General features: G+C 38.9%; 15 protein-coding genes and 2 pseudogenes. 3 read left to right on the plus strand and 14 right to left on the minus strand.

Annotation, left to right across the window (positions count from 1 at the left end; translation table 11 throughout):
• Nucleotides 1-9: 9 nt before the first annotated feature.
• Complete coding sequence (gene miaB, locus BWI92_RS14765) at nt 10-1428, minus strand: tRNA (N6-isopentenyl adenosine(37)-C2)-methylthiotransferase MiaB (protein WP_095164027.1); 1419 nt, start codon at nt 1426-1428, stop codon at nt 10-12.
• A 382-nt stretch (nt 1429-1810) separates the two neighbouring features.
• Between miaB and BWI92_RS14770 the strand changes: the two genes are divergently transcribed.
• The gene (locus BWI92_RS14770) at nt 1811-3718 is read left to right on the plus strand and encodes an AAA domain-containing protein (protein WP_095164028.1); all 1908 of its coding nucleotides are present in this window, start codon (nt 1811-1813) and stop codon (nt 3716-3718) included.
• Between the two features lie 196 nt (nt 3719-3914).
• On the opposite strand, the gene BWI92_RS14775 is transcribed toward BWI92_RS14770, so the two are convergent.
• From BWI92_RS14775 to BWI92_RS14835, 11 genes and pseudogenes are all read right to left on the minus strand, one after another.
• Nucleotides 3915-4343, minus strand: a complete 429-nt coding sequence (locus BWI92_RS14775) for a hypothetical protein (protein ID WP_095164029.1) — start codon at nt 4341-4343, stop codon at nt 3915-3917.
• Nucleotides 4344-4519: 176 nt separating this feature from the next.
• Nucleotides 4520-4948 carry a hypothetical protein gene (locus BWI92_RS14780; protein WP_095164030.1) on the minus strand — a complete coding sequence of 143 codons (429 nt, stop codon included), beginning with the start codon at nt 4946-4948 and terminating at the stop codon, nt 4520-4522.
• 263 nt (nt 4949-5211) lie between these two features.
• Nucleotides 5212-6576, minus strand: a complete 1365-nt coding sequence (locus tag BWI92_RS14785; protein WP_095164031.1) for a c-type cytochrome domain-containing protein — start codon at nt 6574-6576, stop codon at nt 5212-5214.
• A gap of 221 nt (nt 6577-6797) precedes the next feature.
• On the minus strand, nt 6798-7907 hold the full coding sequence (locus tag BWI92_RS14790) for a twin-arginine translocation signal domain-containing protein (RefSeq protein WP_095164032.1): 1110 nt from the start codon (nt 7905-7907) through the stop codon (nt 6798-6800).
• A 21-nt stretch (nt 7908-7928) separates the two neighbouring features.
• A complete protein-coding gene (locus BWI92_RS14795; RefSeq protein WP_409024753.1) occupies nt 7929-9281 on the minus strand; it encodes a DUF1501 domain-containing protein in 1353 nt (450 codons plus the stop codon).
• A 201-nt stretch (nt 9282-9482) separates the two neighbouring features.
• The gene (locus BWI92_RS14800) at nt 9483-12704 is read right to left on the minus strand and encodes a DUF1553 domain-containing protein (protein ID WP_095164033.1); all 3222 of its coding nucleotides are present in this window, start codon (nt 12702-12704) and stop codon (nt 9483-9485) included.
• A gap of 404 nt (nt 12705-13108) precedes the next feature.
• Nucleotides 13109-15678: pseudogene (locus tag BWI92_RS14810) on the minus strand (phosphatidylglycerol lysyltransferase domain-containing protein).
• A 98-nt stretch (nt 15679-15776) separates the two neighbouring features.
• Nucleotides 15777-16904, minus strand: a pseudogene (locus tag BWI92_RS28260) (AcvB/VirJ family lysyl-phosphatidylglycerol hydrolase).
• Between the two features lie 35 nt (nt 16905-16939).
• A complete protein-coding gene (locus tag BWI92_RS14825) occupies nt 16940-17215 on the minus strand; it encodes a hypothetical protein (protein ID WP_095164038.1) in 276 nt (91 codons plus the stop codon).
• 371 nt (nt 17216-17586) lie between these two features.
• On the minus strand, nt 17587-18000 hold the full coding sequence (locus BWI92_RS14830; protein WP_176464433.1) for a PH domain-containing protein: 414 nt from the start codon (nt 17998-18000) through the stop codon (nt 17587-17589).
• A gap of 183 nt (nt 18001-18183) precedes the next feature.
• A complete protein-coding gene (locus tag BWI92_RS14835) occupies nt 18184-20661 on the minus strand; it encodes a BamA/TamA family outer membrane protein (RefSeq protein ID WP_095164040.1) in 2478 nt (825 codons plus the stop codon).
• A gap of 60 nt (nt 20662-20721) precedes the next feature.
• Between BWI92_RS14835 and BWI92_RS14840 the strand changes: the two genes are divergently transcribed.
• Nucleotides 20722-21459 (plus strand): RNA methyltransferase, encoded by a 738-nt coding sequence (locus BWI92_RS14840; RefSeq protein WP_095164041.1) that lies wholly within the window; start codon nt 20722-20724, stop codon nt 21457-21459.
• Between the two features lie 57 nt (nt 21460-21516).
• Here BWI92_RS14840 and BWI92_RS14845 read toward each other — a convergent pair whose 3' ends face one another.
• Together BWI92_RS14845 and BWI92_RS14850 are read right to left on the minus strand one after the other, a co-directional pair.
• Nucleotides 21517-22392, minus strand: a complete 876-nt coding sequence (locus BWI92_RS14845; RefSeq protein WP_095164042.1) for an aldo/keto reductase family oxidoreductase — start codon at nt 22390-22392, stop codon at nt 21517-21519.
• A 324-nt stretch (nt 22393-22716) separates the two neighbouring features.
• Nucleotides 22717-23757 carry a DNA/RNA non-specific endonuclease gene (locus BWI92_RS14850; RefSeq protein WP_095164043.1) on the minus strand — a complete coding sequence of 347 codons (1041 nt, stop codon included), beginning with the start codon at nt 23755-23757 and terminating at the stop codon, nt 22717-22719.
• Nucleotides 23758-23998: 241 nt separating this feature from the next.
• On the opposite strand from BWI92_RS14850, the gene BWI92_RS14855 reads away from it, so the two are divergent.
• Nucleotides 23999-25219, plus strand: coding sequence for an NAD(P)/FAD-dependent oxidoreductase (locus tag BWI92_RS14855; RefSeq protein ID WP_095164044.1), 1221 nt, complete (start codon nt 23999-24001; stop codon nt 25217-25219).
• The last annotated feature ends 161 nt before the right edge of the window (nt 25220-25380 follow it).

Consider the following 25380-nt stretch of genomic DNA (forward strand, 5'->3'; position numbering starts at 1 on the left):
CACAATTCTCTAAACCACCGCTTCTCCAATTAGGGTTGCTGCGGTACATTCTTTAATAAGAACGTTTACGTAGTCGCCTTTTTGGAAGTTTAATTTAGGGAATACTACCACCTTGTTTTGGTCGTTGCGTCCTTGTAAGAAATCGTCTGAACGTTTTGAGAAACCTTCTACCAATACTTTCTGAACCTTACCGATTGACATTTGGTTTCTTGCCAATGAGTGTTGTTGTTGAAGGGCAATGATTTCATTTAAACGGCGTTTTTTCACGTCTTCTGGAATATCATCTTCCAATTTTTTGGCAGCAGGTGTTCCTGGTCTTTCCGAATAAGCAAACATATAGCCGTAGTCATATTTTACATATTCCATAAGACTCAAGGTATCTTTATGCTCATCTTCTGTTTCGGTACAGAAACCTGCAATAAGGTCATGCGAAATACCACACTCTTCGCCCAAAATAGCACGGATCGCATCGATACGATTCAAATACCATTCACGGTCGTAGGTACGGTTCATGATTTTCAAGACTCTCGAGTTACCTGATTGTGCTGGCAAGTGAATATAGTTACAGATGTTTTCATACTTTTTCATAGTATGCAAAACTTCATCAGTAATATCTTTAGGGTGCGACGTAGAGAAACGAACACGTAGTTCTGGACTAATCAAAGCTACTCTTTCAAGCAATTGAGCAAAGTTGACTGTTTCTGTGCCATCTTCAGACGACCATTTGTATGAGTCTACATTTTGTCCCAAGAGTGTAACCTCTTTGAAGTTGTTGTCATGTAATTCTTGACACTCTTTTAGGATAGAATGTACGTCACGTGAGCGCTCACGACCTCTTGTGAAAGGCACTACGCAGAATGAGCACATATTGTCGCAACCACGCATGATACTTACAAAGGCAGTAACGCCATTTGAATTCAGACGTACTGGTGTAATGTCGGCGTAAGTTTCGTCACGAGAAAGGAATACATTGATAGCTTTTTGACCTTCGTCAACCTCACTGAAAAGGTTAGGTAAATCACGATAAGAATCTGGGCCTGCGACTACGTCAACGATTTTTTCTTCTTCCAAAAATTTCGTTTTCAAGCGTTCCGCCATACAACCTAATACACCAACCACAACCTGAGGTTTTTTCTTTTTGAGTGGTGTAAAGTTTTTCAGACGATTTCTCACTTTTTGCTCCGCATTTTCACGAATAGCACAAGTGTTCAACAAGATTACGTCAGCTTCTTCGTATTGGCTTGTAGTGGCATAGCCTTGTTCTTGCAAAATCGAAGTTACGATTTCACTATCCGAAAAGTTCATCTGACAGCCGTAACTCTCGATGTATAATTTCTTTTTACTTTCCTTGCCAGTTTCGTCCACCGAAATGCGGGCTACTTCCAACGCTTCTTTGTCTTCGTCTTTGAGTATTTCTAAGCTTCTCATCTTTTGATTAAGAATAATATGATTCGAATAGGGTGTTGGGCGCAATCAGAATACTTTTGTTCATAATTGACCGCCTCATTCGTTTTAATCTACAAATTTACGGATTTTTCTTGTCAATCCTGCCATTATGTCAGACTTTTGTGGAATTGTGCTATTTCTTGAGTTTATATCCTAGCATGTACCGATTTGACATGATAGTAAATGACCTTTTCACAGTTTTAGTTCAACCTTAAGGTTTCATTTAAGAAATTTTAGGAAAATTTAAGCTTTTCATCATTCAATGATGTTGCCACAAGGAGTAAATGTTTTCTCGAAAATAAATAATCAAGAAATCAATTATGGAATCTCGGCACTCCGCACTCATCATTCATAACTTATTCTAATGTCATATTTTGAAAATTTAACATCCTTATTACAAATAGAGCGGGAAGAAGACCGTACCCAATACAAACAACTGACCGAAAGCACTAGCGTAAGCGAGCGACGCGCTAATGGACTTACGTGGTATCCAGTGGCTATTCGTGGTACAGAGTTGACAAAGGGCGATTATATAAGTGTGGAGTTGGAACGTACAACGCATCATGATTTGGCGCATGTGTTTCGTTTTGGCGTTCCTGCAACGCTGTTTAGCAATCATAATCCTTCAGATGATAGGATAGAAGGGCTAGTTTCCTATCAAGGGGGCAATAGGTTAAAGTTGACCCTAAAAACCGATGAATTGCCCGATTGGAGTCGCGATGGAAAGTTGGGGGTAGATGTACTTTTTGATGAAAATAGCTATGATGAAATGTTTGCGGCTTTGAAAGTAGCGCAAGTGCATCTCAATGATAGTAATTCGCCGAAAGCACATTTGATAAAAGTGTTAACGGGGCAAACCAAACCAACATTTGATGAATATATACAGGCTAGGTCTAGTCCAAAACTCAATGAGTTCCAGAATAAAGCGTTAACCAAAATCCTTCAAGCGCAAGATTTGGCCATAGTGCATGGCCCTCCAGGGACTGGAAAAACTACGACCTTGGTAGAAGCCATTCAGCAACTAGCTCAAAAAGACCAAGGACCGATTCTGGTGGTAGCACCTAGTAATGCGGCTGTAGATTTGTTGAGTGAAAAGCTGTCACTAGCGGGGCTCAATGTATTACGAGTGGGCAATCCAGCGAGAGTTTCTGATGCTTTGATGGCATTGACTTTAGATGCTAAAATGACGGAGCACCCCGCCATTAAAGAAATCAAACGCTTTAAGAAACAAGCGCAGGAGTTCAAAAGTATGGCACATAAGTACAAGCGTAATTTTGGCAAAGCTGAGCGTGACCAACGCAAATTGTTATTTGAGGAGGCGCATAAAATCATGAAGGAGGTAGAGCGCACGGAGCAATATATGATTGATGATATTTTGACCAAAACTCAAATTGTCACAGCAACGATGGTGGGCGCAAATCATTATACAGTCAGAAAATTGCAGTACAAAACCGTAGTGATTGACGAGGCTGGTCAGGCTTTGGAACCAGCCTGTTGGATTGCGATTTTGAAAGCCCAACGTGTGATACTAGCAGGAGATCACTGTCAATTGGCACCAACCATCAAATCAAATGAAGCTTCGCAAAAAGGATTGAGTAAAACACTTTTAGAAAAATCTGTAGTAGCCCATCCCGAATCTGTGGTATTATTACAAGAACAATACCGTATGAATGAGTTGATTATGGGATATTCGTCGCAAGTATTTTACCAAAATTTATTGAAAGCGCATGAGTCGGTCGCACAAAGAACCTTGTTTGATGGAGAAATTGCCTTGAATTTTGTAGATACTGCGGGTTGTGGTTTTGAGGAAAAACTAATTGGAACCTCAACCATCAATCCAGAGGAAGCACAATTGTTGGTAAAACATCTTACTCAATTAATAGAAAATTACAAAGTCGAAAAACCAGATAGCGCTGCGCCAAGTATTGCTGTGATTTCGCCTTACAAACAACAAGTGTTGGAATTACAACAATTAGTACAACATTCGGGAATTGAAGAGAAGTTTTTGAAAAGAATCTCGGTTAATACCATAGATAGTTTTCAGGGACAAGAGCGCGACATAGTGTATATCAGTATGGTGCGTAACAACGCAGAAGGAGAAATAGGATTCCTTTCCGATATTCGTAGAATGAATGTCGCTATGACTAGAGCCAAGAAAAAACTTGTGGTAATTGGTGATAGTGCCACCCTAGCACAATTTGATTTTTATGCTAAGTTTATCGAATATGCAGAAAATGCTGGATCATATCTAAGTGCGTGGGAGTTTATGTGATTTTTTAACTACTTTCTGAAATTTTGAAAACGAAAATTCAACATTCTTTGGGTTGAATGTGGTAAGCCAAAATAATAGGATAGCTGGTAAGAAATACGAAATAACGGTAGTCATTATGCAAGATAGTTAGTGATAGCAATTTCTATTCAAACTTACAAAAATAAGGCTTTACTTGTGCGCAAGTAAAGCCTTATTTTTATTTTACTCTCGTATATCTATAAGTTGCATTCGGACACTGATATATTTCTAAGGTTTCTTCGCTTAACTTCTTGATAGACCATCCTTTACAAGTAGAGTTGAGGCATAAGGCATTAGGACAAGGTGTACCAAAGTTAGAGAAGATAACCATGTTGTTTTCCACTTTGTACTGACTTCCGATATAACCACAACAATCGCCTTCTGAGCCTGGTCGGTTGTTTATAAGAAATTTTCCATCTGAAGTAAATTCAATGTTGGGGAGTAGCATATACGATAGAATGACCTCCCATTTTTGAGTACTATCATTAAAAATCTCATAAGTAGGTCGCCATTGACCAATGAGGTTTTTGGGCTCAATATCATTCCCGTTTTTACAAGAGATGAAGAGTACGATAAATACGGTTGAAATGCTGATAAATGCTCTCATACGTAAGTTAGTGGGCAAAATGAAACTCAACAATTTGGCTTTCGACTTTCAGCAATGGGCTTTCGGCAATAGCATATCTGTAGTTACTTAAAAATATGTTGAAACTCTTTGCCTAGTGCCTAAAGCACACAACTTATATCTAATTTTGCACGATTTCTTGAAGGGAAAGATGACAATTATTTTACTCTTTTGTATCTCATGATTCCGCCTGGACATTGAGCTATTTCCATGATATCACCTTCTAATTTTCTGACTATCCAGCCGTCACAATGTAAAGCATAGCAGCTTACGTTTGGACATATCTTAAAGTCTGAAAAAGTTATTTTCCCATTTTTAAATGCATATTTGTTTCCGATAAATCCACAACAATCTTGGTCGCCTGCTGGCTTGTCGTTTTGAAGTACACGTGCATCTGACGTAAACTCATAAGTAGGGAGTGCAACTAACGTTTGGATAGAACTCCATTTTTGGGTAGACTCGTCGAATATTTCGTAAGTCGGTGCCCATTTGCCGACAATACTTTCCTGAGTGCCAATCGATTGACCATCTTGCTTGCAACTTACCACTGCCAATGCCATCAAAATGGCTACAAATAATGTTCTCATAGTTTTAGAATAAATTTTGAATTGAATTTTAGATAAAGAGCTAGTATTGTACGAAGAATTCGACGAATCATCCATTTAGGAAGCATAACCCACTTTATCAAAATGAAAAGTATTTTTATAATTCCATAATCAGTAATCCACAAATGTTTGAAAACTTCTGTACAGTCTTAATAAAGAGTAGCGAGATATAAAAAAGGTTGGAATGAATAAAAAAAATACCCCGATAGCTCTAAACCGTCAGGGTATTTAAGGAGTACTGGATGCTATTTACTGATAATTTTTAACACATGAGCGTTGGTATCATTAGGCTGAGTTTCTAAAACCTTGGTTCTCCAAACATATAAGTGTTGTAAAGATTTCAATTTTTTCAATTCTGTAACTGTTACATTACTTACCTGTGTTTCGTTGAGGTTGAGGGAGTTTAAGTGCTGCAGTCCAATCAAATCGGAGGCAATGCCATCGCTAATGTTATTTTTTTCTAAACGTAATTTTTCGAGATTAGACATCAACGCAATCGACGAGCCAACGTTGTTGGAAAGGTTTAATTGATTGAGATTTAACCATACAATATTTTTAGCCAAAGGCACAAGCAATGCCAAGTTTGGCGTAGCTTTTTTATCAATAAAACTCACATCCAACATTACTGGATTATGGTTCATCAACCGAATATTAAAACCTCCAGCAATGGCATTTTGCAATGCTTTTTCATCTACTTGCTTTGGAATATTGGGATTGATAATGGCTTGTATAATTGTACTTTCCTGTGGTAAAGTTGTCGCTGCGATACCCAACATATTAGAGGCTACAGCCATCATTTTTTCGTGATGAGGCACAGCCGTAAAGCCAATATTTTCCGCTCCTTTCCCCTCATCTAACCACCATTTTAGCACGGCTATTTCTTCGGGTGTTAAAGCTGGTTTGCCGTCGGTTGGCATAAATTCTTTGTGGTCGGCAGGCAAGGTTACTCGTCGGAATAGCTCACTTTTCGCCGAAGAACCCAATACAATTGCTGGCCCATTTTTGCCTCCTTTCAGTAAATCTTGATAATTTACGAGTAATAAATCGCCTTTCTTTTTGCCATTTTGATGGCATTGTTGGCATTTGTTTTCTAAGACTGGTAAAACCAAATCTTCAAAAACTTTGGCTTGACTCAAACTGCTTACTTGTACTTTTTCTTTTTGGGTTATTTGGCTCAAACTTAGGTAATCAGCCCCATGCGTAAGGTTTCCGCCTTGATGCCCTGCATAGCTCAATAGGCACATTTGTGCCAATAATAAGCCTGAAAATGTTTTATCAGAAAGCTGAAAAATAGCTTGGGAAAAAGTACTTTTTAATCCATAAAAAATAAAGGAAATTACGGCTACACTGATACCTGTATATTTGTGATTTCTTAATATGAGATAGTCGTAATCGCCAGTTTGTGACAAAAACCATCCCATTACGCAGGCAATTGTAGCCGAAAAGCCTCCCAAAAGTAAAATGAGCGGCACAGTAGGTTTTAGGAAAGCATAGTTAGACTTATAGGTTAAAAGATCGAAAACAGCAGCGAGTACTAAAAAACCAATCGGCAAATGCACCACCAAAGGGTGCATTCGTCCGAGGTAAGAAAAAATATCCAATAAAATCATTTGTATTTAGTTAGTGAGCTAAATTAGATGTGAGATTTGTATTTTAGGCACAAGGCAAAGAGTGTTAAATTGTTTTTTAGTAACGATAGATATGCTTTTGCTGAATGCCCATAGCTGAAAGCCGAAAACTCAAAAAATATATTTGATAGATTGACGAGGTAAAGTATTAGTAATCATAAAATTGTACTCAAAACTCATCACTCACAATTCAGCACTCATATTTATACCGTTCGTGTTAGTTTGATTGGGGCTGTGTGGTTGGCATTCCATTGGCACACATAAATGCTATCGTCTTCGTCGATGCAAACATCATGACCATGACTAAAAATAGGATTTTCTGTTGAAAATACCGTTTGTAACTTTCCATTTTGGTACACAGGAGCATTGCCACCGGGATTACTCACGACTTGGTTGTTTTTATCTAAAATGGTGACAAAGCCCGAATCGCCCCAGTTTTGTTTGCCCTCTTTATCTTTACTCCAACAAACGCCAGCGTAGAGGTTTTCTCGATGAAATACCGCCCGACAAACATACATTCCGGGCAATTCTACTTTATATAAATATTTGCCATCAAGGGTGAAAAACTTAAAGCAATTTTCTTCTCTCGACGAACAAACCACTTTCGGATTTTTGGGGTCACGGAGGTCAATTGAAACGCCATGTGCATTGACTAAATTATGCTCAGGATTGGCGTTGTGTTTGCCTCCAAAATGCCGAATGTATTGCCCTTTGCTATTGTATTGAATAATGTAATCGCTGCCATAGCCATCGGCTACATAAATATCGCCATTAGGAGCTACGGCGGTTTCGGTGGGCATAAATGGCTCGTTGTCTTTGTAAACGCCAATGGTTCGAGGATGACCAATCGTAAAAATTACTTTGCCGTTGGTATCGGTTTTGATGACTTGTCCTGCTTGACTTTTCCATTGACCACTGCGGTCTTGGTACCAACCGCAATCGGTAATCAGTAAAAAATCTTCTGAGCCTTCTTTTGCCAAGCTCAATCCATGTGCCCCCGGAAATGCTAACGTCCAGTTGTCCAATAACTTACCAGATTTGTCGAAAATCAAAATATTATTGGCTACGTGGTCGCCAACCATAATCAATCGACCTTGTTGGTCTTGCACCATTTCGTGACAATTGAACAAAGGCGTGCGATTGACGGTGAGTTTAGCCCAGTTTTTATCTACTTTATACCGAAAATCGTTGTGTCCAATGACAAGCTCCTTGGTACTTGTATGAGCCAACGTAGGTTGTTGGCTCATGCCCAATGCTCCTACGGCAGCCGTTAACCCTGTATTTTTGAGAAAATTTCTTCTATTGTAATTCATAGTCTATAAAAAGGTTTGGTTTTAGGCTAAAATATCTTTTACTACTTTGCCACTCAGGTCGGTTAGTCGATACCTACGGCCTTGTGTTTTGAAGGTAAATCTTTCATGGTCTATGCCCAACAAGTGCATCAAAGTAGCCTGAAAATCGTGTACATGCACAGGGTCTTTGACGATATTATAACTAAAATCGTCGGTTTCGCCATAACTGATACCTGCTTTTACACCTGCTCCAGCCATCCACATACTAAAGGCTCTCGGATGATGGTCTCGTCCGTAATTCTCAGGTGAAAGTTTGCCTTGTGAATACACCGTTCTACCAAATTCTCCGCCCCAAATCACCAAGGTATCTTCTAATAAACCTCTGCGTTTGAGGTCAGTAATGAGAGCTGCACAACCTTGGTCAACCTTTTGGCATTGGCTTTGAATACCATTAGGCAAAGCAGCGTGGTGGTCCCAATCTTGGTGATAGAGTTGTACAAATTTGACATCTTTTTCCAGTAATTTTCTCGCCATTAGGCAATTAGCTGCAAAAGTCCCTGATTCTCTCGAATCTTTTCCATACAATTCAAACACCTCGTCGGGTTCGTCGCTCATGTCCATTACTTCTGGAATAGACGTTTGCATACGAAACGCCATTTCGTATTGAGCCAATTTGGCATCTACTTCGGGGTCGCCATAATAATCGGCTTGCAGGCTGTTGAGTTTGTTGAGGTAATCAAGCATTTCACGGCGGTCAGCACCGTCGTAATTTTCAGGATTGTTGAGATACAAAACAGGGTCTTTGCCATTTCTAAATTGTACACCTTGGTGTTTGGTTGGCAAAAAACCGTTCCCCCAAAGACGAGAATACAGGGGTTGTCCGCCTCCATTTTTCGTAACCAATACAATGAATGAAGGTAAATTTTGGTTATCAGAACCCAAGCCATAGCTCACCCAAGAGCCAATCGAGGGTCGGCCTGGCAATTGGTGTCCTGTTTGAAAAAAGGTAATAGCAGGGTCATGGTTGATATGCTCGGTGTACATCGACTTGATGATACACAATTCATCTACAACTTTGGCGGTATGGGGCAACAATTCCGAAATCATGGTATTGTTTTGTCCATGCGCATTGAATTTGTATAAAGAAGGAGCAATCGGAAAGCGGCTTTGGCTGGCACTCATGCCCGTCAAACGCTGGTTTCCACGTACCGAGTCGGGCAGGTCTTGCCCAAGCATATTGTATAATTTGGGTTTGTAATCAAAGGTTTCAAACTGCGAAGGGCCGCCACTCATAAACAAATACACCACTCGTTTGGCTTTGGGAGCAAAATGCGGTAATGCCGCCAAAACATCTGCTTCGAGGCTAGTGGTATTGGGCTTTTTGCCACTGGCCAATAGCTCTGTTCCTGCCCACAAACCGCCAAGGGCTAATGCACCAAGACCTAAAGAAGTTTTGGTTTAAAAACGTCTTCTATCATATTTCCGATTGAGTTCATCGAACTCGCCTCCCAGTAGGCGAAATTCCTCATCATGCTGATGTGCCATCTGTTTAATTGTGATTGAGTGATTTGTGATTGAGTGATTTTTTATATCGGATTACCTTTTAGTAATAGATGCGTCGGAATTTAGAATGGTATTAGCTACTATGGTATTGGTGGCTATCCAATCTTGGTCTAAACGGCGGTCTATCGGATAAAGTCCCGTATTGAGCCAACTATCTTTCTTTTTCGGATTTGCTTTAAACTTTTGATACAAAGCTTTTTGCTGTTGCAAAAGCAAGGTTAATTCTGCTGGAATCGGTTTGCGACCCGTAATTTTTCTAAACACATTGACTAATGCCCTTGGCGTATTGCCTTCTTTTACCATGTTTTGCCCCATTACTTTACACGCTTCAATAAAAGTAGGGTCGTTCATCAAGGTGAGAGCCTGTAATGGCGTACTCGTTTTTTGTCGCCTTACGGTACATGACGACCTTGCTGTAGCATCGAACGTGGCTAAAGTAGGATGTGGCACAGAACGTTTGATAAGCATATACAAGCTTCGTTTGTATATCTCGTCGGTCGTGTCGGGGATGTAAATATCGCCATTGATGGCCCAAAGTCCTTCGGGCTGATAAGGTTTGATGCTTTTCCCTCCTATTTTATTTTTAAATAAACCACTTGCTACCAGTGCATTATCTCTTATCATTTCGGCGGTAAGACGGTTGGCGGGGCCACGTGCCATCAGTCGGTTGTCGGGGTCGAGCGCCAATAATTCTTTACTGGCTTTAGAGCTTTGTCGATATGTTGCCGAAAGCACAATTTTACGCAAAAGGGCTTTTACATTCCATTGGTTTTCTCTGAAATCAACCGCTAAATAATCGAGTAAATCTTTATTGACGGGTAATTCTCCTTGGTTGCCAAAATCTTCGGTTGTTTTGACGATACCTATACCAAAAAGCATTTGCCAGTAACGATTTACAGCTACTCGTGCCGTAAGCGGATGCTCGTCGTCCACCAACCAATCCGCTAAACCAATACGGTTTTTAGCAAATTTTTCTTTAAATGGTAAAATGCTTTCGGGAGTATTCGGAAAAACTTTTTCTCCATGACTATCATACAAACCTCTTTCCAAAATATAGGCTTGTCGGGGTTTGGGCATTTCTTTCATGACCATGTACTCCCGAATTTTTTCGGAACTATCGTTTTGAGCTTTACGATAACTGGTGATTTCTTTCAACCATTGTTTGGCAAGCGTCGATTTTGCTGATATAAAATAACCTTTGAGTGCATTTTTTTCTGCCTCGTTGAGCATAGTAAAAGGCTTGGTTAGCAAGTTGTTCCAACTAGCCTTTTCGGCTAAAACAGCTATTTCGTAGGGCGATACCAAGCGATTATATACTTTTAGCTCGTCCACTTTTCCATTTTTAAACCCTAAGCCTCTGCCCCAAGCACCCACTTGTAAAGTTGGTTGTACTTTGTAGGTATGCTCAAAAAACACAATATCCCTTGTCAGGTTATCATTGATGACATTGAGCGGAGCTACTTGGCCATTTACATAAATTTTTGCTCCTTTGGCCGACGAAGAACCATCATAACTAATGGCTAGATGAATCCATTGGTTTTTGGGAACATCGTTTTGGGTATGTACAATAATGGCATTATCGGGAGCGGTGCGAGCCAAATTAAATTCGAGTTTGTTGTTTTTTACCTGCAAATGATAGCCTCTAAAACCATACAAAAGCCCCGAAACACCCCGATGTAGGATGACTCCTTCTTTGAGTTTTTTCGGAATATTTACCCAAATAGACACGGTAAAAGGTTCGTAGCGATGAAAAGCTCCAACGCCTTGAGTATCAAACCAAAGGTCGCCTTCCATCCAAAGTCCTTTGCCTTTTTTTCCTGCGATGTACGTTGCTTTATCTTTATCGGTGCCACCCACATCACGGGCCATTTTGGGTTTGTGGGCTTTGTTGCGAAGGTTGAGCAAAGCATCATCGAAGGTATAATATCCTTGTAAGCCAACAGTATCGGGCTGATTGGCTAAGTCTTGTTGGTATTGTTGGCTACGAATCCATTGCTCAAACTCTGCATTGATTTTAGCAGGATACGCTTTGTTTTGAATCGTGGTATTGAGTTTGGTTTGGATATATTTGACAATGGCTTGTTGTTGGGCGGTAGGCAATTGCAAGGTTGGCACGGGCAAGGCATCGTCCCAAGAGATTTGTCCAGCTTCGTTTACATTATTGAAGAAACTAAACAATTGGTAGTAGTTTTTCTGCGAAAGCGGGTCATATTTATGGTCGTGGCATTTAGAGCATTCGAGGGTCATGCCCAAAAATGCAGTGCCAAGGGTATTGGTTCTGTCCACGACGTATTCTACCCGAAACTCTTCTTCAACAATCCCTCCTTCCATGTTTTGTTGGTGATTGCGCAAAAAACCCGTAGCAATTTTTTGGTCTAAAGTTGCATTGGGCAACAAATCGCCAGCCAACTGATATTTGATAAATTGGTCGTAAGGCAAATTTTGGTTAAAAGCCTTGATAACCCAATCCCGAAACGGACTCATATCTCTTACCCTATCAACCGTATAGCCATGCGAATCGGCAAAGCGAGCCACGTCCATCCAATCGGTAGCCAATTTTTCACCGTAATGTTGCGAAGCGAGTAATTTATCCACCACTTTTTCATAAGCATTAGGCGATTTATCAGCCAAAAAAGCATCTATTTCGGCAATGCTTGGCGGTAAGCCTGTGAGGTCTAAATACACCCTACGAAGCAAGGTTTCTTTATCGGCTTCGGGTTGTGGTTTGAGTTTTTGGGCTTCGAGTTTGGCTAAAACAAAATTATCAATGTCATTTTTTACCCAATCCTCCGCTTCTACCGAAGGCACACGAGGTTTTTCGGGTTTTTCAAATGCCCAATGAGCTTTGTATTCAGCCCCGTCTTTAATCCATTTGATTAGAACAGCTTTTTCCTTATTACTCAAAGAAAGGTGAGATTCGGGCGTAGGCATGATTTCTTTGGGATTCGACGTAAGAATACGACGCACCAATTCGCTATCGTTGAGGTCGCCGGGGTCGATGGCTACTTTGCCCGGATTTTCGGGCAAATCTCCGAAAGCAGCTTCGGCGAGGTCGAGGCGTAAACCAGCCTTTTGTTTCTTTTTATCAGGCCCATGACAAGCAAAGCACTTATCCGAAAGAATAGGCTTTACGTCCATGTTGTAGTCAAGTTCATTTGGTAATAGAGCGATTTCCGCTTTAAGTTCTTCTGGCACACTGCTACCGCAAGAAGATAAAATTAAGATAGGGAAAAATACAAGAAGAAGTTTCTTCATCTGTTACTAGGTTTATTCATAAATATAGTACAATTACTTGTACCTTATGGATAAAAAGTTGGATGAAATCAATTATACTCAATGCCAAAGTATGATAGGATAAAATGCTACAAGTATTGGCTAATTTTCCACAAAAAGATGGGGGAGGTGTTTAACAATGAAGTACTTAAGATAGTGGACAAAATAGAATTTAATTTTTGAGCTTACGGCTTTCAGCTTTGAGCATTCGGCAAAAATATATCTATTGTTACTAAAAAACGATTTAACACTCTTTGCCTTGTGACTGTTGCCTTGCCCCTATTAAATATAATTCTGCACTAATACTTAAGAGGGTAAATTGCTAGTTCAAGACAAAGTCTCGAACTAGGTAATAATAACTCATTGCCGAAAGCCAAAACTAAGACCTATAGTTTCATCACTTTACCCAAAGCCATAGGAAGGCTTATTAAATCATAGTGATTTTCATAGACTAAATACTTATTGACCCATGTTGGATTAAACTTATCTTTAAAGTCTCTCAATCCATGATAATGACGGAACTGTTGGAGTTTTTCGTAGGCAAATTTTACCGTCCATTCTGGAAAATCTTTTGGCTGGTCGATACCCGACATAGGCGCTACGCCCATGTTGAGGGCGCTCAATCCTTGTTCTTTGAGCTGGGCTATAAGGGCAATAATCAGCGCATCCATTGAGCCAGAGGGGGCATCCTCCGTTTTTCTGACCAAGTCATACGTTCCTTCATTGGGTGTATAATCGGGAATGATATTGAGAAAAGAAACTATTTTTTCATCGCTGTTTTCAATGGTAATAATGGTTTGATTTTTCAACTCATTCCAATTGAACATCCCTTGAGAAAAACCATTTCTTTTCGCTCTAAAGAGCGTAGCCAGTCATCTGAAACGTGTTTGAGTTTTTGTAAAAGGCCATCTTTGATGGGCGCTTGATGAACGACTGTTTTAAACCCTTTTTTCTCCAAAGTATTTAGGGCATTTCTCAACGATTTTTTGTCTTTTCCTTCCAAAGTAAAAGTCTGTAAATTCACGACAGCCTCTTGACCGATTGGTAATGATTTTTTACCAAAAGACTCAAAAAGTGATAGTTCGCTTTCATCAATTTTGTAATACGCGGTTTTAAGACTATTTCTTTTACAAAAAACTTCAAATTCGTGTAGCAACTTGCGCATACTTTCTGGAGAATCTTCACAGACGGGCTCACCCAAAGCAATGGCAAAACCAGAGGCAATTTTGTAAGCGATAAATCCCTCGATTTTAGTGCCGAAAAAGAAAGTTTTATCAGTATCTACTTTGAAATGGTCGTCGGCTGTGTGACCATATTTGGCTAATAATTCAAGTGCTTTTGCTTGTTCTTCCTCATCTGAAGAATAGTGAAAAATATATGGTTTGACAAAAGCATAGATAAGCAAACCCAAGGACAAACTTCCCAAAAGATTGATAGAGTGAATAAAACCTTTGGCAAAACGAGTGACAGGAGAGACCGTTGTTTCAATAAGGAAAAAGCTTCGTATACTGTTTTCGATGGAATTACTCAAAGAAAAGTCAATGCCAAATTCCTTTTTGTCCAAAAAGTAAAAACCAATGACGCCATAAACTAATACCATTCCCAAGATTAAACTTGCCAAGCGTAAACCAAAACTTTGCAATTTTCGATCACTTCGCACGTAGTACTGTTTTCGTGTAAAAAGTAAAATAATCAGCGTAAAAAGCGCAAAAATAGATTCTTCGTAATCAATCGCTTTGGTCAAATGACCAACTAGCGATACAGTACTGAGCAGTACCGCCATCAACCAAGCGTTACGCTGTCCTCTCATCAAGAATGCCGCACAAATCAACATAGAAATACCCGCCATCAAAACCGCCTGATTGGATAGATGCACTGCGGCAACAGGTAGGAAATTTTCTAATAATTGAAGACGTTCAACAAGGGGAGGAGTGAGCACCGAGATAATATTGACAATCCCCAACAACGCCAGTAGCATGGCAGGAAGTATTCTTAGCAGGATATTTCCTCGATTCAATAAAAAACTGCCAATGCCTGCAACCAGCGGTAACCAAAACTCAAACACACGGTAAAGTATGGTGATAGAAATGGCTTGGGTTTCGCTAAATCCATAAGAAGTTATCAATAAAATCATGGAAACTTCCACCGCTCCCAAACCTCTCAAAAATGGAGAAATGACATAGAAAAGTGTTGCTATCACATAGCCCGCTATGCAACTTTCGATGCTGGCAGACAATCCTAGAGCCTTCATGGCAATACCTAAGTGTAGCATCCCCGTGATTTCAATACCTACCGAAAAGAGTAATACCATCAGTATTTCTTTTACCGAAAAATTCCCTACATTGATTTCTTCGGCTAACATTTCAAACTGCGGACTTACTTTGGTTAATTGCTCGTACACCCATCCTTTCTCCAGAAAAGACCAAGTTGCCCACACCAACAATGCCACTAGCACGACAATTCCCCCAAAGACTAACCACGAACTAGCCGTAGAGCTGCGGACTATTGCCAGATAAACTAAAACAGGGAATGCTACCAATGCAAGAGAGGCAATGCCTACAACAGCATAGATGTAGGATGCAAAATTAATTCGAGTTTTACTTACGCCTTTTCTTTCAATTTCTTGATTGAAAAAAGCCAAGGAAGTAACGCCCCCACCCGGCAAAAATACACTGATAAGATTTCGTTTCAGAAAGAGCTTTAGCCCATCTGTAAGTGTGATATTACTTTGTACTGCTCGAAAGGCATATACATACATGAGTCCATTGAGTAGGATATACAATACGGTGACTAATATGCCTACAAAGAAGTAACTCAAGTCAACATTTTTTACTATATCCACAGACTGCACGATATCAGACTGTTGTTGTCGGAAGAAATATATTGCTAATAGTAGAAACAAAAAAGCAAGAATTTCTTTTAAATAGTAGTTTCGAGATTTAAGGAGGTTTTTCATAGAATTATGAGATTTTTTAACGGACTCAGAAATGCAATACTATTGTAAAGTTCTCATTATTAGGTAATTTGTGTATTTGCTATTCTCAGCCTTTACACCTAATTTTCTAAAACTTTATTAACTATACTCGTATAGGCATTGTCAAAATGATGCCCCCCTGGGAGAATTTCTACTTTGGCTCCTGTTTTTCTAAAAGAGTTGGTGATGTCGGCATCTTCGTCGCTTCCAAATAGACAAAGTCGTTTGAAAGAATGAGATAACTCCATTTCTTTGACGACATCATAAGGGTCATTATTGCCTCCCAAACTAAGCATATCTGCCACATGGATTTCAAAATCTCCCTTAGTATCAGGTGAGAGTAGGGTTATACTAGATAGTTTTTCTCGAAGCGATTCAGGAAGTTTATTAGCAATAAAAGGAGCTACGCAAGCCCCAAAAGAATACCCCATTATTCGGAATGACTTGACTTCTTTGTATTGCAAATAATATTGCGCAATTTCTGCAATTTTCCTTGCCGTTTCTTCTGGAGTTCGAGCATTCTAGAAATATTTTTGGGAATCTAAGCCTATTACAGCAATGCCTTTCTCAGCAAAGGCATTGGCAATACCTTGGTCAAAACTTGTCCAGCCGCCATCCCCCGAAAGGAAAAATACTAATTCATTATTGGCATTTGACTTCGGTTCAATAATATCAATAGGTAAATCTGTTTTGAGACTTACTGGTAATGCTTTTGAAGTCGTTGCTGCTAAGGAATTGTAAGCTTGTTTAAACTGAGGTAGCCAATTTCCTGTATACGAAAATCCATGACCCACCTTCGGCAAAGTGATGAGCTCTACATTTTTGATACCTTTTAAGAAAGAAGCAGTGGCATCGTAAGGACAAGTTTGGTCTTTTACCCCGTTGAGAACGATAAATGGTGCAGGAAGTTTTTCAACACGGTCAAAGTAATACGATTTGCCTTCTTTAAGTACATGATACAAAAGCCCATTGCCTTTACAAAAAGGTTTTTTGAGGTCTATATCTGGGCAAAATCCAAGTGAAATTCCGCCTTTGAAAGTACCAGCAGGTGCCTGAGCGATAAGTCCATAAATGAATACTGCGCCATAAGAATATCCCACAAGAATAGGTTTTTGATAAGAGGCAAAATGGTACTTACGTTGAAGCATCATACTTAACTGCTCAAAATCAGCAGCAGGGTAAGAACATGCACCTTTGTCTTTTGCCATCGAAGCAGCAAAATATTTAGCATCAATTCCTGCCACTAAGCTCCTTGATAGGCTAAATAACGAGCCATGCTCAACACGCCAGATTGCCAGCCACCATCGCCCGACACGAAGAGAACCAATGAATTAGGCGTACCCGATGGATGATACATTGTTAATTTTCCGAATTTCCCATAGCGTAAACTGTCTATGCTTATGGGTTTGGGATCTGTGAAAGAATAGGTTTTTACTTGAATGAAAAGAGTACAAGCGGTAAAGAATAACACCTTTTTCAAAAGCGAAATTCTTTTGAGAGTTGAAGCAATCATAGTCATGACTAAATTTAGTTTTAGCGATGTTTGACCCAGTTAAAGAAATATGTATGCTCGTGTATGAGCCTATATATTCAGTAAATTATTGCTTCATAAGGTGATTGTTGGAAATGAGAATATAACGCTTTGATAGATTAAATGAAGAATTGTTTAATCGAGCAGGTGTTTTTTTTCAAATAAAGAAGCTACTTGAATTGTTTATTTTGCTAAAAAAGGTGTTGAGCTTGAAGTTTAAAAGGAACGTAGAACAATTTCGGATATCGGATGTTGGATTTCGGAATTGTAACCTTCAGGATTTTGTACAAACAATGATATTTTTCGTTATTTCCGAAATCCGAAATAGTTTGAAGTCTTAACTCACAATTCTACATTAACTAAAGTGTTAAATCTGATACAAAACCTATGGCATCGTCGGGAGTAAGGACGATTTTTTTGTTTCCTTCAAGGTGAATCATGACAAATTTTTCACGTTGGGTCGCGTACCAAAGCATTGAACCTTGATTTTTACTGGAGAAATAGCCAAAGTATCCAAATAAACCTCCGACGCCAAATGTACGAATGGCAAATCCCATCTGCTCATTGCTTAGCATTTCAACCTTTTCGATTTTTCGTCTTTCATATTTAGCATTATAAAAAAGTCGATTGATCACAAGCATATCTTCTGTAATTTGATAGCCTCGTGGACTGTAGCCTAAACTGATTGCATAAGTAGCTACGAGCAAAACGATCGTTAGTACAGTCACCCAAAAACTTTCTTGTTGAAGCATTGGAAAAAGAAAAATTGCCATAAAAGCAAATAATAGCGTAACACTTATCGAAGTAATTTTTGCGAGTTTGTCTAATGAGGCTTTGTAGATCATGGCAGTTAGAATTAAAAGATCAAAAGTAGATTACTTTAACTATAATAAGGTAGTAAAAAAGCTCGTTTCTGTCAAGCCTCGCTGATATTTGTTAATAGAAAATCGATCCGCTTAAAATGGATATCCAATACCAAAATTAAGAGTCAAAGGGTTTGTATACGGTTGTTCGGGATAGAGTGGACTTTTGAGGTTGTCTCTCAAAAATACCCAATTATCACCCTTAAAGGCAGGGTCAAGGACGCGTACAGCCCAGTCAAATCTAATCACGAAAAATGATAAGTCATAGCGCAAACCAAAACCAATATCCATTGCAATTTCTTTGTAGAAGCGATTTAGTTGAAAATCTGAACCTGTTAAACCAGCGGTGTTTTGATTAGGAAATCTCCAAACGTTACCAGCATCAGCAAAAAGAGCTCCGTTTAGGTCTCCATAAAAACGAATAATTTTGAAACGCAACTCCGCACTCGTTTCAAGAATAATACTCCCTGGGTTATCAAAAGATCCAGTAAATGAACCAGGTCCCAGTCCTCTAGGTCGCCATGCTCGCAAGCTGTTTGGTCCACCGATAAAGAAGTTCTTTTCATAAGGTAAATCCTTGTCAGCTCCATACGCAAAGGCCGCACCTGTATTGATTCGATAGGCCAAAAGGGTTTTATCGCTACGACCAATAGGAATATATTTTCGGTAATCGGCACTGGCTTTGATAAATCGATAGAATTGCAGAGAATCTTGTAAAAGATTGGTCAAGAAACCAAATTTATTTCCTTTTACTAAGTTCAAAGTAGTACCACCAGACTCAAAAAATAGCTTTAAGTATTTCCCTTGTTTGAGTTGTCCATACGGGTTATCAGTGTAAGTGTATGTGGCACTCATACTGGAGATAAATGATTGTTGGAAACTTCGTTTGAGGTTGTTCCCTAAGCGTAATAAGCTATCCAAAAAGTTACGAAAAGCAGGCGCTTGGTTACTGGTGTTAACAAGATTGACATCAAAAAGGGATACTTGCCAGTATTTGTTGGGCGACGGACGCCAGTTGAAAGTACTAGCCACTTTAAAACCAAAACGGTTATATTCTTGGCGACCAATAAACTCGCCACCCACACTGATACGAGTTTGTGGCGAATAGTTCTCGAAACGTTGGGCAAGACCTTCAGGTAATAATATTTTTGGAATAATAAACGAGGTATTTAATCCTAACTCAAGATTTCGGTTTACTGAATCGGGGCGTAAAAAACCTGCTTGAGCCTCAAATCCAAATCGAAAAGTTGTTTCGAAGGAATTGACACTATTATTGATATTTCTAGCTTTGAAAGAAGTATTCAAAAAAGGACCTGGCACTAAGTTGTTGAGACTTCCTCCTGCAAATACACTTCCACCTGTTTCGACCGAAAATTCGTATTTATCTAAAGGTTTGGCATAAATCGAGGCATTGATCACCCCTTTGGTTGTGTCCAAATTGATACGTGTAAATTGGAACTGCTCCAAACCGTATAATTTCTTTTGGGTTTGGTTGATTTTTTCTTGACTAAATACTTGATTTTTTCTTAAATCAATTTTTGTATCTAATACACTTGGTGAAAACTTTTTATTTACGAAAATGTATTGAATATTAGGACTATACACCGTATCGACCGTGGTACGATAGGCATTTGTATAAGTACCATCGGCAATAAATTGAATATTCCCGATATTGTAAGCCGTTGAATAATTGTTGCTTCGGGGATTACGGTCGGGACTTGGAATGTAGGTAATTACTTGGAGTTTTCCAGTTTTAGCGGTATCTAAAGCATTGATTTTTAGACTTAAAAAATCTTTAGAGAAAGCATAGTAGCCGTTGTTTTTCAATAAGCTTTCTATTCGGTCTTTTTCTGCATTATAGTTTTCAAGGGTGAGTCTTTCGCCTGATTTAAGAAAACTTTGCTTTTTGTTTTTTTCTAATAATTGTAAAATTTTATAATCTTTTACTACCAGCGAATCATTGCTTCCAATAGGGTAACTTACTCCCTCGTTGATAACGTAGGTAACAGCCACGCTTCCTTTTTTGATAAATAAAGAATCGACTTTATAAGAAACTTGCGTGAGGAAAAAACCATGATTTTTATAGTAAGTTTTAATTTTTTCGACATTTTTCTCTGACTCATCCTTGTAAAAATAAGAGGGTGGTTCTCCGAATGTACGCATGGCCCAGTTGCCCTCAGCGATGGCTCTGGTAAGTTTTTGTGCCTTTTTTTCTTTCTTTTGAAGAAGTTTGTTGTATTCGTTTGAATTAATATCAAGTCCTTTTATTTGTTCCTCAAAATCCTCATTTAACTTTGTAAGTTCATATTCCCATTGAAGTTTCTTTTTCGGAAAATCTTTAGAAAAAAGCTGATAAAAATACAAACCGGGCGTGATAGGAGTTCGCAGAATTTTTTTGTTCGGTTTTTGGGGCAATAGGGGCTCTAGATTCTCAGTAGTAATCTTTCTGTTGCCACGAAAGTTTTGAGAATAGAGCAATGGGTCAGAGAATATATTAGAAGTAGTACAGCTGGAAAGCCAACTACCGATACTAATCAATGTGAGATATAGGCAAAAATGTCTCAAAGTCATACTTAATATATGTAACAAGGGTGCTGATATACAGCGACTAACCTTTTAAAATATTGCTTTATGTTGTCAAAAAACCAGATTAAATACATTAATTCTCTTCAGCAAAAAAAGTTTCGTCAAGAATACCAATCTTTTGTAGTAGAAGGCGCCAAAAGTGTGGTTGAGCTACTTTCATCTGATTTTGAGCTGGAGTCGTTGTATGTTACTGAGGATTTTTACAAAGAAACTAAACCTCTATTAGACAAACAACCTTTAAGAGCCGAAATTGTAGGACAGGCAGAATTAGAAAAGGCTGGTACATTTAGTTCGAACAACGCAGCGCTTGCGGTTGCGAAGATGAAATCTAATCAAGAGTTGCTATTGAATGACACCGAATACGCCTTAGTATTGGACGAAATTCGTGACCCCGGCAATTTGGGAACGATTATTCGTATCGCAGACTGGTATGGTATTCAAAAGATTATTTGCTCAGAAGGAACGGTAGATTTGTACAATCCCAAGGTTATATCTTCAACGATGGGTTCTTTTACGCGGGTATCTTTGTTTTATACCGATTTGGTAAAATATCTAAAAGGACAACAAAAACCGATATATGGGGCATTTTTGGACTCAGAAAATGTACACACGCTCAATTTTGCGCCTAGTGGGTATATCATCATAGGTAACGAAGCTAACGGGATTTCTGAAGCAGTGGAGGAGGTTGTAACGCACAAAATTACAATTCCAAGATTTGGTGGTGCAGAGTCACTAAACGCTGGTATTGCTACCGCTGTTATTTGCGATAATTTGAGAAGATAGTTCTTTAGAATTTTTGCTGTTGTTGGAGCTCTTTCCAACAACAGCAAAAAAATCAATCTATTTCATCAAGGCTACATTATAAATCTCATACCAATCTTCGTGGTTCAATTTGATTTCGGTAGCGCTCACAGCATTACGAATACGTTGCTCTGATAATGAACCAATAATTGGTAAAGTACCTAGCTGAATCAACCATGCTACAGCGGTTTGTTCGATATTAGCACCGTATTTTTGACCAACTTCCGCTAATTTTTCTTTCAAAATTGCCGATTTGAAATCTGTGCCATCAAGGATTTTTCCACCTGCCAACGGTGCCCAAGCCAATGGTTTGCTAAAGCGTTGTTTGATGAAGTCCAAACGACCATCCTCAATAGCAGAAGTGTTGGCTAAGTTTAGTTCGATATGATTGGTAACGATAGGTTTGCGTAAGTATGATTCCAGTAATTGGTGTTGGAATACCGAAAAGTTACTCACTCCAATATGTTTGATTTTGCCGATGTTAACCAACTCACGAAGCGTTTGAGCCGTTTCTTCTGGATTGCTAATCATGTCTAATTGATTCAACAAGAAGATATCCAAGTAGTCTGTACCAAGGCGTTTCAAAGAGTTATCTACACTTTCCAAAATATATTTTTCAGAGTTGTCAAAATACGTATATCCTTTAGTTGATTTACGAACTCCACACTTACTGAACAACACAATATCTTCTCTTTTGACCCCTTTATTTTTGATTAATTTACCAAAATATTCTTCGATAGAAGAATTACCATAAATGTCAGCGTGGTCAAAAGTATTTACTCCTAATTCGAGGCAAAGATTTACGATTTTTTCCATCTGGTTAATGGTTTGCTCACCATTGTTAGTCCATCTCCAAAATCCATAAACCGCTTCTGAAACTTTAGGGCCCGAATCACTCAAATAAACTTTGTTCATAAAACAGGGGGTTAAAACACTTAAGTACTTGTTGGTTTTTCAACCGTTTGTTGGTTAGTATAAAATCAAGTTAAGGGAAAAATACCAGAAGTTTTTTTCTACAGTTTCCTCAATTTGCTTTTTTGACAAAGATTCAAAAAATCTCTTTAACCCAAAAATATAGCGTCGATAATTTATTGAAATGATAAAATATGCCACGAATTTTATCATAATTTAGCCTCTCGATCGAGGCTAAATTCGTGTTGACATATCTTTAAACGCAACGTATTGCGTCTCTACAACTGAAATAATCTCTATATCTATCAATCTCAATTCGCACAATTTTTAGAACCAGTCATCTACGTTTACTTCAGACTCTATTTGCTTTTGGAGAGACTCGGGAAGTTTGGCAAAAAAGTCTATTCCTGTCTTTTTCTCAATACTATCAATGCTCACGGCAAAAGAGCGGACAGTTTCGTAAGAAGCTTGATTGGGCATCAAAAAAGCAATAGCCTGTTTATCTCTTGGGTCGTATACAATTTTGTAATAATACTCGGGTACAGCGATTTGATTTCGTTTTCCGATAAATTCCAAACCTTGGCGCAAAATAGGTCCAGTTACAACAATCAAATCACCTCTATCTTGTGCCCATTTTCTGATTCTACTTTCCAAATCACTCCAGATACCACGGTTAAAGTCGGGTGCTTGTGGACTCATATTGGACATGTAAAAAGTCTCGTTTTGCAATTCGTGATCATATTTAAAATCTCCCGCAGGACAAAGGTGTCCTCTATCATAACCCGATCGAGAGTAATCCTGAGTGACTGCCGAACCTGTAGATACTTCGGGGTCGGCTATAAACTCATTCGAACGAGGTTCAGTACCTTTTGCCGCCTCTGATTTTAATAAATGCAATACCCAAGATGCCTGCTCATAGTCCTCCTGATAACTCAACATATAACCAGTATGTCGTACAATTTCCTTGTCTTTCGAAGAGTAAGGTTTGTATTTGTCGAGGTCTTTGAACACAACATTGGAGGAGCTATTATCCTTGAAAACCTCATCTTTAATATTGGGTAAAGTTTTGGTGCCTTCTTCTACTGCATCTTTCAGAATATCTACAATAGAGTTATCTTTCTTAGAAGAGCTTTTTGTGTCACTTGCTTCATTGTCAGTGGCTTCGGTGTCATTTTCTTTTGTGTCGCTTGCCACATTATCTTCACGTCCTTCACGAGTCCAAGGTTCTTTTTTCTTTTCATTTTTACCGTTGAAAATGTTTGAAACATCGTGTTTAAACTGCTGAAAAGGGTGTGGTTGCCCCCAATAATATAGAACGATTCCGAGTACCACTAGAAAAAATAAGAACTTAATTTTACTGGTTTTCATAATACAATTTTACTGGGTTTTTCTAGACCCATTTTGGTATGAATAGCATTGATTGGAGCCAGATGCTCCACAGCGATTTTTTGAAAGTAATTTCAGAATAGGCTTTTAGGATTGAGCTAAAAGACTACAATTTTACTAATTTCGTACTAATTAACGTAAGAGTCTGGGGCTTTTTGACTAAAAAAACGAGAAATAAGCTCGAACAGTATCAGAATTGAAAAGTCTTAGATAAAAAAATCAAATGAGTCGAAAAAAAATAGTCGTAATAGGAGGAGGAGCCGCTGGATTTTTTGGTGCCATCAGAGCTGCCGAACAAAATCCTGCTGCTGAGGTTTTGTTATTAGAAAAAAATAGGACGGTTCTCAACAAAGTTCGGATTTCGGGCGGAGGTCGTTGTAATGTGACACATGCATGTTTTGATGACAAAAAGTTGGCAAGGTTCTATCCAAGAGGAGGAAGCTTTTTGAAGCCACTTTTCAAGACCTTCAATCCTCAAAGTACTATTGACTGGTTTCAACAAAAAGGTGTTGCTTTAAAAATCGAGTCAGATGGACGCATGTTCCCCACCACAGATAGCTCCGAAACCATTGCATTATGTTTAGAAAATGAGGCTATTAGAAAAGGCGTTCAAGTAAAAACTTCCACGGGTGTATCCAAAATCCACCCGAAAGAAGAGACTGGATTTGTCCTTGAGTTATTAGACGGAACAAACCTTGAAGTCGATGCCGTGCTGGTAACTACGGGAGGGAACCCCAACGTAGAAGGTTATCGTTGGCTGGCAGATTTGGGCTTGAATATTCTGAAGCCCTTACCTTCATTATTTACTTTCAATACCCCCGAAGGAGTTTTTAAAGATCTCTCAGGTGTAAGTGTGCCCAATGCTAATGTTAAGATTGCAGGAAGGAAACTAAAGCAGGATGGACCGTTGTTGGTGACGCACTGGGGTTTTTCTGGTCCAGCTATCTTAAAGTTATCAGCTTGGGGGGCAAAAGAATTAGCGGAGGTAGAATACAAGTTTTCGACCTTGATCAATTGGTGTGGAGAAACAACTGAACATGAAGTGCGCGAACAGTGGGCTTTGCAGAAAAAATCACATCCGAAAAAAGTCATTCAATCAAATCAATTATTGGGTATTCCTTCACGTTTGTGGAAACGCCTTTGTGAATTAGCCGAAATAGACGAGCAACTACGTTGGATTGATGTTTCGAACAAACAACTCAATAAACTCACCGAGAACTTGATCAATTGTAATCAGACAGTTGCTGGTAAAACAACTTTTAAAGAAGAATTTGTTACTTGTGGTGGTGTAGATTTAAACGAAATCAATCCCAATACAATGGAGTCTAAAAAAATTAAAGGATTGTTTTTTGCGGGAGAAGTACTGGATATTGATGCTGTAACTGGAGGGTTCAATTTTCAGGCTGCATGGACAACCAGTTATGTGGCTGGGTCGAATATTTAAGTTTTTAAGCAATAGGCTTTAGGCAAAAACATATCTATCGTTACTAAAAAATAATTTTACACTCTTTGACTAGTGCCTTTCGCCTAATGCCTAAAGCAAATAATCTTACTTACTATCTTTAAGTTTTGAACTCATTTGCCTAATTATGAATGATTGACTGC

This window comes from Flectobacillus sp. BAB-3569 (genome assembly GCF_002270355.1).
Lineage (GTDB): Bacteria > Bacteroidota > Bacteroidia > Cytophagales > Spirosomataceae > Flectobacillus > Flectobacillus roseus.

Coding starts and splice junctions, on each gene's coding strand:
- miaB (WP_095164027.1), bottom strand. CDS start 1,428: ATGAGAAGCTTAGAAATACTCAAAGACGAAGACAAAGAAGCGTTGGAA.
- BWI92_RS14770 (WP_095164028.1), top strand. CDS start 1,811: ATGTCATATTTTGAAAATTTAACATCCTTATTACAAATAGAGCGGGAA.
- BWI92_RS14775 (WP_095164029.1), bottom strand. CDS start 4,343: ATGAGAGCATTTATCAGCATTTCAACCGTATTTATCGTACTCTTCATC.
- BWI92_RS14780 (WP_095164030.1), bottom strand. CDS start 4,948: ATGAGAACATTATTTGTAGCCATTTTGATGGCATTGGCAGTGGTAAGT.
- BWI92_RS14785 (WP_095164031.1), bottom strand. CDS start 6,576: ATGATTTTATTGGATATTTTTTCTTACCTCGGACGAATGCACCCTTTG.
- BWI92_RS14790 (WP_095164032.1), bottom strand. CDS start 7,907: ATGAATTACAATAGAAGAAATTTTCTCAAAAATACAGGGTTAACGGCT.
- BWI92_RS14800 (WP_095164033.1), bottom strand. CDS start 12,704: ATGAAGAAACTTCTTCTTGTATTTTTCCCTATCTTAATTTTATCTTCT.
- BWI92_RS14825 (WP_095164038.1), bottom strand. CDS start 17,215: ATGACTATGATTGCTTCAACTCTCAAAAGAATTTCGCTTTTGAAAAAG.
- BWI92_RS14830 (WP_176464433.1), bottom strand. CDS start 18,000: ATGGCAATTTTTCTTTTTCCAATGCTTCAACAAGAAAGTTTTTGGGTG.
- BWI92_RS14835 (WP_095164040.1), bottom strand. CDS start 20,661: ATGACTTTGAGACATTTTTGCCTATATCTCACATTGATTAGTATCGGT.
- BWI92_RS14840 (WP_095164041.1), top strand. CDS start 20,722: ATGTTGTCAAAAAACCAGATTAAATACATTAATTCTCTTCAGCAAAAA.
- BWI92_RS14845 (WP_095164042.1), bottom strand. CDS start 22,392: ATGAACAAAGTTTATTTGAGTGATTCGGGCCCTAAAGTTTCAGAAGCG.
- BWI92_RS14850 (WP_095164043.1), bottom strand. CDS start 23,757: ATGAAAACCAGTAAAATTAAGTTCTTATTTTTTCTAGTGGTACTCGGA.
- BWI92_RS14855 (WP_095164044.1), top strand. CDS start 23,999: ATGAGTCGAAAAAAAATAGTCGTAATAGGAGGAGGAGCCGCTGGATTT.